The 6,829-nt window shown below is 59.3% G+C and carries 10 protein-coding genes; 7 read left to right on the top strand and 3 right to left on the bottom strand.

Going from position 1 to position 6,829, the window contains the following annotated elements; all coding sequences use genetic code 11:
- The 5 genes from ACFSUD_RS19230 to ACFSUD_RS19210 all read left to right on the top strand — a co-directional run.
- On the top strand, window positions 1-613 hold a 613-nt coding region (locus ACFSUD_RS19230), incomplete at its 5' end, for a zinc ribbon domain-containing protein (RefSeq protein ID WP_386376119.1).
- Complete coding sequence (locus ACFSUD_RS19225; RefSeq protein WP_386376118.1) at window positions 594-1,007, top strand: hypothetical protein; 414 nt, start codon at window positions 594-596, stop codon at window positions 1,005-1,007. The genes ACFSUD_RS19230 and ACFSUD_RS19225, both read left to right, overlap by 20 nt.
- The gene (locus tag ACFSUD_RS19220; RefSeq protein WP_386376117.1) at window positions 1,004-2,311 is read left to right on the top strand and encodes a relaxase/mobilization nuclease domain-containing protein; all 1,308 of its coding nucleotides are present in this window, start codon (window positions 1,004-1,006) and stop codon (window positions 2,309-2,311) included. Before ACFSUD_RS19225 ends, ACFSUD_RS19220 begins: the two co-directional genes overlap by 4 nt.
- Before the next feature lie 14 nt (window positions 2,312-2,325).
- The gene (locus ACFSUD_RS19215; protein WP_386376116.1) at window positions 2,326-2,544 is read left to right on the top strand and encodes a hypothetical protein; all 219 of its coding nucleotides are present in this window, start codon (window positions 2,326-2,328) and stop codon (window positions 2,542-2,544) included.
- A complete protein-coding gene (locus tag ACFSUD_RS19210) occupies window positions 2,538-2,834 on the top strand; it encodes a hypothetical protein (RefSeq protein WP_386376115.1) in 297 nt (98 codons plus the stop codon). Before ACFSUD_RS19215 ends, ACFSUD_RS19210 begins: the two co-directional genes overlap by 7 nt.
- A gap of 20 nt (window positions 2,835-2,854) precedes the next feature.
- Here the strand turns inward: ACFSUD_RS19210 and ACFSUD_RS19205 are convergent, their stop codons facing one another.
- On the bottom strand, window positions 2,855-3,142 hold the full coding sequence (locus ACFSUD_RS19205; RefSeq protein WP_386376114.1) for a hypothetical protein: 288 nt from the start codon (window positions 3,140-3,142) through the stop codon (window positions 2,855-2,857).
- A complete protein-coding gene (locus ACFSUD_RS19200) occupies window positions 3,139-3,378 on the bottom strand; it encodes a hypothetical protein (protein ID WP_386376113.1) in 240 nt (79 codons plus the stop codon). Before ACFSUD_RS19200 ends, ACFSUD_RS19205 begins: the two co-directional genes overlap by 4 nt.
- Window positions 3,379-3,880: 502 nt before the next feature.
- Here ACFSUD_RS19200 and ACFSUD_RS19195 point away from each other — a divergent pair.
- Both ACFSUD_RS19195 and ACFSUD_RS19190 read left to right on the top strand, forming a co-directional pair.
- On the top strand, window positions 3,881-4,060 hold the full coding sequence (locus ACFSUD_RS19195) for a hypothetical protein (RefSeq protein ID WP_386376112.1): 180 nt from the start codon (window positions 3,881-3,883) through the stop codon (window positions 4,058-4,060).
- Window positions 4,061-4,239: 179 nt separating this feature from the next.
- Window positions 4,240-5,430, top strand: coding sequence for a Fic family protein (locus tag ACFSUD_RS19190; RefSeq protein ID WP_386376111.1), 1,191 nt, complete (start codon window positions 4,240-4,242; stop codon window positions 5,428-5,430).
- Between the two features lie 63 nt (window positions 5,431-5,493).
- Here ACFSUD_RS19190 and ACFSUD_RS19185 read toward each other — a convergent pair whose 3' ends face one another.
- Window positions 5,494-6,405, bottom strand: a complete 912-nt coding sequence (locus tag ACFSUD_RS19185) for an ArdC family protein (protein WP_386376110.1) — start codon at window positions 6,403-6,405, stop codon at window positions 5,494-5,496.
- Window positions 6,406-6,829: the final 424 nt, after the last annotated feature.

Here is a 6,829-nt window from a genome sequence, read left to right as displayed (position 1 = left end):
TTGTCTCGGCAACGCTGCCGGAGTGGGAGCAGAAAATCCACCTAACTCAACTGTCCAGATTCCTCGGGCCACCTCTCCGCTGCGCGGTTTCGTGTTGTGTGACAGCTGTGGGAAGAGAATGACGGCCGCTTGGTCGACAGGTTGCCGTCAACGCTATGCGTATTATCGCTGTGCGACCCGCGGTTGTCAGGCTCGAGGTAAGTCGGTCCGACGAGCGAGTCTCGAAGGTTCTTTGGAGAAAATTCTGGAGGCCATGCAGCCGTCTGATGACCTCGCGGAACTGGCGAAGGCGATGATCTCCGATGCATGGGATGCAAAGACAGCCGAAGCGCAGAGGGTGAAGCTTGAGTGGGCCCGTCAGCTAAAGGATACGGAGAAACAGATAGACGACCTACTGGATCGTGCGGTCGATGCTACCAACTCTTCGGTTAGAGTGGCCTACGAGGAACGCGTCGCTAAACTTGATCGCCGGAAATTCGTCCTAAGTGAGATGGTGCGCTTAGAGGGAGAAAGTTTGAACTCTCTCTTCGACACCCTCCAAGAGTGGGAATCCCATCTCGCACAGCATGATCTAAGTGATCTGAGGTGCGATGATGACCAATTCGCGCCATAACTTCAATCAGATAGCCAAAGTCGGCAGCAAGAAGCGGGAAGCGCCGTTTTCACTGCGCCTGACCTTCGAGGAACGCGCCAAGCTGGAAGCGGCGGCGGGCGGCGAGCCGCTCGGCGCGTACATCAAGGCCGTGCTGTTTGCCGGACAACTGCCTAAAACCCGCCGTCGCGGCGGTACTCCGGTTCAGGATCACAAAGCTCTGGCGCGGGTCCTGGCGGCTCTTGGACAGTCGCGCCTGTCCTCCAACCTTAACCAACTGGCGCGCGCCGTGAACACCGGCACGCTGCCGGTCCATCCTGAGATCGAAGACGAATTGCGGGAAGCTTGCGCCGAGATCGCCAAGATGCGCGTTGAACTCGTTACAGCGCTCGGCCTAAAAGGAGGATCGCCATGATCCTTAAAGGCAACGAGCGCGGACACGGCAAGGAACTGGCGAAGCATCTGCTGAACGTTAGAGACAATGAGCATGTTGAGCTTCATGATCTTCGCGGCTATGCCGCTGACGATCTGGCGGGCGCGATGCAGGAAAGCGAAGCCATCGCGCGTGGCACGCGCTGCAAGAACCACCTTTTCTCACTGAGTCTGAACCCGCCGGAACATGAAGATGTGCCGGTGGAAGTCTTCGAGGCCGCGATAGATCGGATCGAAGGACGGCTCGGCCTAGAAGGTCAGCCGCGCGCCATTGTCTTCCATGAGAAGGAAGGCAGGCGGCATGCCCATGCGGTCTGGAGCCGGATCGACGGCGAAGAAATGAAGGCCATCAACTTGCCCTGGCACAAGACGCGCCTGAACGAAGTGGCGCGCGAGCTCTACCGTGAGCATGGCTGGCAAATACCGGACGGCTTCCGTGATCGTGCTGCGCGCGATCCGCTGGCCTTCACGCTGGAGGAATGGCAGCAAGCAAAGCGCACCAAGCAAGACCCCAAACTCACCAAAACCATGATCCGCGAAAGCTGGTCGGGATCGGATAGCCGCGAGTCTTTCGAAGCGGCGCTACGCGATAAAGGGCTCTGGCTCGCCCAAGGAGACAAGCGCGGCTTTGTGGCCGTGGATTGGCGCGGCGAGACCTATTCGCTCAGCCGGATGAGCGGTGCCAAAACCAAAGAGCTCAAAGCCCGCCTCGGCGATCCGAGAGACTTACTCTCAGTGGACGAGGCCAAGGCACAGATCGGTGCGCAGCTCACGCCCAAGCTAAAAGCCTGGGCGAAGGAAGAGCAAGAAAAGGCTGAGAAAGCCGGTCTGGCGGCGCAGTTTCAGCGCGAGCAGATGGTACAGCGCCAGCGCCAAGCCCGCGCGCAGATCAAAACTCAGCAAGAGCAGCGCTGGCTGAATGAGGAAAAGAAACGCGCGGAGCGGACGCCAAGAGGCATTCGCGGCTTGTGGGGCTGGGTCACGGGTAAGAACCGCAAGATCAGGAACGAGAACGAGGCCGAGATTGCGCGGGCGCAACAGCGCGACCGCACCGAGAAACAAGAGACGATCCGCAAACAACTGACTGAGCGGCGGAACCTGCAACGGCAGGTCAAGCTCGCGCGGCAAAAGCAGCAAGCGCGTATTGCCGAGCTCAATCAGGATGTCGCCCGCGCCATGGCGTTGGGCCGCGTGCCGGAACGACAAGCCAGTAAACAAAAGAGCCGGACCCACAGGCGCGATCAAACGCGCGGGCGTGATCGCGGCAATGAATTTTCACCAAAGTAAAAAGGAGAACCGCGATGAGACACACACTCATGCTTAATTTAGATGATCGGCACGCCCAGCAGCTTGACGATCTCAGCCGCCATTTCCGGTTGGCTGCGGACGATACGGTGCGCTTTGCGATCCGGCTGGCGCATGCGCGCTACAAACAAAAGCCCGATGTGCTGGTGCCGGAATTCAAGCCGCGCGCGGCCAAGCGGGATAATACCGACAAGGATGACTTTTCGCCATGCTGAATGGACGGGAATATCTGACCAGCACGGGCGAGCGCGTGCTCATATCCGGCGATGTGGCGCATGTCGGCGCTGGCGATGCCATACAGGACTATACCGGCAAGCTGCTCAGCTTGCATGAGCTAAAGCCTGTCGGCGAGTTTGTGCGGCGGGGTGACGCTGTGATCGTCGCCGAAGGTGAAGACGGGGCTGTGGAGCTTTATGCGCCCTGTGATGGCACTGTGGTCTGGATCAACGGCGCGCCAGAGAGCGCGCCGTGCTGGCTGGTCAAGCTACGGATCGCACCCGCATGAGCGGGAGCGATCACGGGTGCTTAGAATAGCGACATCTGCTTTGCTGCATCCTTGCGGCGCTGCCAATCGGCGTTCTTGGCCTCATGGTCGAGCCAGGTACGGACAAAGTCTTCCGGCCCGCCATAGTCCTCGACGATCCCTTCTGGCAGGAAGTGCGAGCGGTATCCGGTTTCGGTGACGGGCAGGACGTGCCTGTCTTCGGCCAAGATTTCGATATGATCGAAATCTGATTTCCAGCGGCGTTTGCGGTACGTAATTTCGAGCGCAATGCCATCCCAGACGATCCGGGTGGTGATGGGGGCGCTCATGAGCGCCCCGCTTCGGTCGATGTTTCGGTTGGTGCATCTTCCAGCGGCAGGCGCAGGACGATGCGGCCATTGATTGGACAGGTCTCTAACTGGAGGGAGTAGCCGCGCCCGTCCTTGTGCTTCCATGCGGCTCCGACCTTGTTCCAGAAGGATTTCTCACCTTTTTGGGTGACGTGCCAAGCCAGATAGTCTGGCGCGTTGGGCTCTTGGGGTGTGTTTTCATTTTCGCGTGCCATGTTGTTTTCTCCTTTGCTTGGGTTTGGCTTGCTAACGCCCTCCCGAAGCGCCGGAGGCAAAGGATCAGCGTTCATGTTCAACACGGCTGGCGAGAGCCAGGTGGTGCGGGCAGGACATTGAAAGATGAGCCGCGTCCGGCCAGGGAATTGGGGCATCTGGTGCAAGCCGACACAGGCAAGAGGAAGCGACGGCATCCCCGCAAAAAATCAGACCAGCCGAGTCCCAGCGTTGCCGCGATGTCAGCAACCACGGCAATCAGCAACTATCCGTATCGGAATAAGCGGTAAGACGGCCATCGCGGCACTATCCGCGTGCAGCAACACTCCTGCAGGCAACCTATTTTCAAAACGCAGCGGCACGTTTCACGCGCATCGCTCCTCAATCTGCTCGCAAAAAGACTCCCGACCCATCAGCGCCTTTATGGGGCCAATGATGGTGATGGACGGGGCCGAAAGGCCCTGAGCGGTTCGGGGCCTCCTTCCGAGAAAAGGAGGATGAGCCATGAAACTTGTCACCCGTTTTGAAGCGGCGTCCCGCAGCACACCAGAGCTGCACGGATTGCTTCGCGAGGCCTTCAACGCCTTTGCCGCTGCGCCGCGCGGCAGCGTAGAGCGCCAGAGCGCGCTAGAATCGATGCACAACATCGAGACTGAGCTCGCGGCCCGCGCGCCTGGGCTGTAACTTTTCGCGGCTGGCCATTTGGCCAGTCGCTCCTTTGACCGGCGGCCATGAAACCGGCCATAGAAGCGGCCAAATAAGTGGATCAATATGAAGTTTCAATGTTTGCAACACTATGATATAGTTATAATAAGTGAGAAAATGAGTCCGGCCAACAAAGCGGCCAGAATACAGGCAAGAACATGGCGCAAGATGATGGTGAGAGTATAGGGCTTTTTGAGCCGCTCATGGTGAGCGAGGGCTCCCCCAAACGGGGCGCGCTGAACGACCTTGCCCTTGAGCTTGCAGAGAAATCTGCCGCTTTCCGCAGTAGCTTGCCGGGGTCCACAGCCGCCGCGCTGGCCGATCTGGTGCGCGCGATGAACTGTTACTATTCGAACCTGATCGAAGGCCATAATACGCATCCGGTAGACATCGAACGCGCTCTTGATGGCGATTACAGCGCTGATCCGAAGAAGCGCGACCTTCAGCTCGAAGCCAAAGCGCATATCACCGTCCAGAAGTGGATTGATGAGGGCGGTCTGGATGAGCCGCCCACGGCTCCGGCTTCGATCATCGAAATGCATCGCCGCTTTTGTGAGCTGCTGCCGGAAGACCTGCTTTGGGTGGAATATCCGGGTACGGGCGAGCGCGTCAAAGTCGTGCCAGGCGAGCTGCGCGAGCGCTATGTGGAAGTCGGGCGGCATGTCGCTGTGAGCCCCGGCGCGGTACCGCGCTTTATGGACCGCATGCATCAGGCCTATACGCGCGAGGGCCGGATTGGCTCGATATTGGCGGCGGCATGCGCGCATCACCGTTTGCTCTGGATTCACCCGTTCATGGATGGCAATGGCCGCGTGGCGCGGCTGATGTCCTATGCCATGCTGCGAGAATCCTTGGATACGCGGGGGCTCTGGTCTGTCGCGCGCGGGCTGGCGCGGCGTGAGAAGGATTACAAAGATCACTTGCAAGCCTGCGACGGAGAGCGGCGCGGGGATAGAGATGGGCGGGGCACGCTCAGCGAAGCCGCGCTGGCCAGTTTCACCGAGTTTTTCTTACAAGTCAGCATCGATCAGGTCGATTTCATGGCCACGCTGATGCAGGCGGACCGGCTGCGTGACCGGATCATGATTTGGACGGAAGAGGAAATGCGCGCGGGTGCGCTGCCGCCGAAGTCCGACATCGTTCTCAAAGCTATCCTGTATCAAGGCAAGCTGGAGCGCGGCGAAGTCGATTCCATGCTTGGCATGAGCGAGCGCGCCGCGCGGCGCATCACTTCGGCGCTGCTCAAAGCGGGCGCGATCACCTCGGAAAGCACGCGCGCGCCGCTCTATCTGGCTTTCCCTGCAAAATACGCGGAGCGCTGGATGCCAGGGCTTTTCCCTGAAGCCTAGAGACTCAGATGAGCGCCTGCCGGATGGCAGGCGCGAAAATTTTCATCTGAAAATGGAGCCGCCTTACGCGGCGACTCCTTCGGCTTCCTGCTCTTCATTCACCACAGGCTGCAGGCCGTGCAGGAAATCCGCTGCGCGCTGCGCATGGGCAGCGGCGGCGAAGATCGCGCGCTTGTCATCCTTCAAGACTTTCAGCCAGCTTTGAATATAGGCCGCGTGATCGCTGCCTGGCTCGGGCGTGAGTTCCAGATCGGCGCAAAGAAACGCCGCGCCAAGCTCGGCGACAAGTTCCTCTTTGGCGTAGCCTTCATCACCCCATTTCTTGCGCCCGAATTCACGCTCAAGACGGCTCTTATGCTTCGTCCAGTGGGTCAGTTCATGCGCAAGGGTCGCATAATAGGCCTCGGGGCTGCGGAAGGATTCAAACACCGGCATCTGCACATGATCGCTGCCGACGCTATAGTGGGCGCTGTTCCCGCCATGGCGAATGTCTGCGCGGGTGCTTGCGAAGAACGCTTCCGCATGATCGATGCGCAAGGCCGGATCAATGACGGGCTCGGGCTTGGCATAGTAGTGCTCGGGCAAGCCTTCGATCTGCTCGACGTTGAAAACGGTGTAGCCTTTCATGAAGGGGATTTTCCGTCCCTCTTCGCTGCCGTCGTCCTGCTCCTCGGCTTTGGTGATGGTGTTAGCATAGACCACCAGATTGCCGCGCTCGCCTTTCTTGACGTGGGCGTCCAGTTCTTTCGCCTGTTTGAAGGTCATCCAGTACGCGGAAGAATAACAGCCCTCGACGGCCGCGCCCCACAGCATCAGCACGTTGATGCCGTTATAGGGCAGCCCGTTATGCCGTAGCGGCTTGGTTATGCGGCCTTCCATGTTTCCCGCATTCCATGGCTTGAGCCAGCTGAGCTCACCTTGCTCCAGATCGGCGACGATCTTATCGGTCACTTTCTGGTAAACATCCTTTTTCATTTGTTTTTTCTCCTTTGTTCGGTTGCGCATGCAACCGAACTGCCCCTCTGGCGAAGAGAGGGGGGAGACCGTCCAGACCGAAGGCCATGGTGGATGGTGCGGGCGCAGCCGTAGGCGAGCCACGGCCCGTGGCTTTCGCCCGAAGCCATAGCGAAGGGCTTGGTCTTGACGGGTGATGGGCCGTCAGGCCCCTAATCAAAGAAAGGAGTGTCAGCCGTTCACGGCTGGCCGATGAACGCGCAAGGGATGGAAGCCTACTGGCCGAGACTACAGGCTCGGTTCACGACAGCCCGGCCGCGAAGCGGTGCGGACACAAATTCCGCGCTTGTTCTTGAGGCACGCCACACTGTGAGGTGGCTCGGTTTGTCTGAACAGCTTCGAGCCGTTTCCTAAGTGGATTTCCCGCTCGGTTATGCCGCGACCG

Source organism: Sulfitobacter aestuarii, from assembly GCF_042685005.1.
Lineage (GTDB): Bacteria > Pseudomonadota > Alphaproteobacteria > Rhodobacterales > Rhodobacteraceae > Sulfitobacter > Sulfitobacter aestuarii.
The sequence above is the reverse complement of the archived record's forward strand: the minus strand, read 5'-3'. Positions and strand labels throughout refer to the sequence as shown.